Here is a 1,118-nt window from a genome sequence, read left to right as displayed (position 1 = left end):
CGCGCGATGTGGCCCTTGTTCACGTACCGGGTCAGTCCGACCAGTGCGCCGCGGGCATCCGCACGCCAGTACGGCGCGAACAGGCCGGAGAAGGCGGGAACGAAGTAGGCGCCGCCGTTGTCCTCGACGGACAGGGCGAGGGCTTCGATCTCCTCGGCCGTGCGGATGATGCCGAGGTTGTCCCGCAGCCACTGCACGAGCGAACCGGTGACGGCGATCGAGCCTTCCAGTGCGTAGTGCGGTTCGGCGTCGCCGAGCTTGTAGCCGAGGGTGGTGAGCAGGCCGTTTTTGGAGTGGATGATCTCGGTGCCGGTGTTGAAGATCAGGAAGTTGCCGGTGCCGTAGGTGTTCTTCGCCTCGCCCTGGTCGAAGGCGGCCTGGCCGAAGGTCGCGGCCTGCTGGTCGCCCAGGATGCCGGATATCGGGGTTTCGCGCAGGAGGCTGTGGCCGCTGGCGATCCCGTAGACCTCGGAGGAGGAGCGGATCTCGGGCAGCATCGACTTCGGCACGTCGAACGCGGCGAGGATGTCGTCGTCCCACTGCAGCGTCTCGAGGTCCATGAACATGGTGCGGCTGGCGTTGGTGACGTCGGTCGCGTGCACGCCGTCCTCGAGCCCGCCGGTGAGGTTCCAGAGCACCCAGGTGTCGGTGGTGCCGAACATGAGGTCGCCGGCCTCGGCCTTCGCCCGGGCCCCCTCGACGTTTTCGAGGATCCAGACGATCTTCGTGCCGGAAAAGTAGGTGGCCAGGGGCAGGCCGACCTGGGCCTTGAACCGCTCGACGCCGCCGTCGGCGGCGAGCCGGTCGACGATCGGCTGGGTGCGGGTGTCCTGCCAGACGATGGCGTTGTAGACGGGGATGCCGGTGTGGCGGTCCCAGACCACGGCGGTCTCGCGCTGGTTCGTGATACCGACGGCGGCGATGTCGTGCCGGGTCAGGTTGGCCTTGGCCAGCGCCGAACCGATGACCTCCCGGGTGTTGTTCCAGATCTCCATCGGGTCGTGCTCGACCCAACCCGCCCGGGGGAAGATCTGCTCGTGCTCGAGCTGACCGGCGGAAATGATCGTCCCGGCCTTGTCGAAGATGATCGCGCGGGTACTGGTGGTGCCCTGGTCGAT

1 protein-coding gene is annotated in these 1,118 nt (G+C 67.4%); it reads right to left on the bottom strand.

Annotated features, from left to right (window positions below):
* On the bottom strand, positions 1 to 1,118 hold a 1,118-nt coding region (locus E3O49_RS09040), incomplete at both ends, for an FGGY family carbohydrate kinase (RefSeq protein ID WP_134410880.1).

It is taken from the genome of Cryobacterium shii, from assembly GCF_004402595.1.
GTDB classification, from domain to species: Bacteria; Actinomycetota; Actinomycetes; order Actinomycetales; family Microbacteriaceae; genus Cryobacterium; species Cryobacterium shii.
The sequence above is the reverse complement of the archived record's forward strand: the minus strand, read 5'-3'. Positions and strand labels throughout refer to the sequence as shown.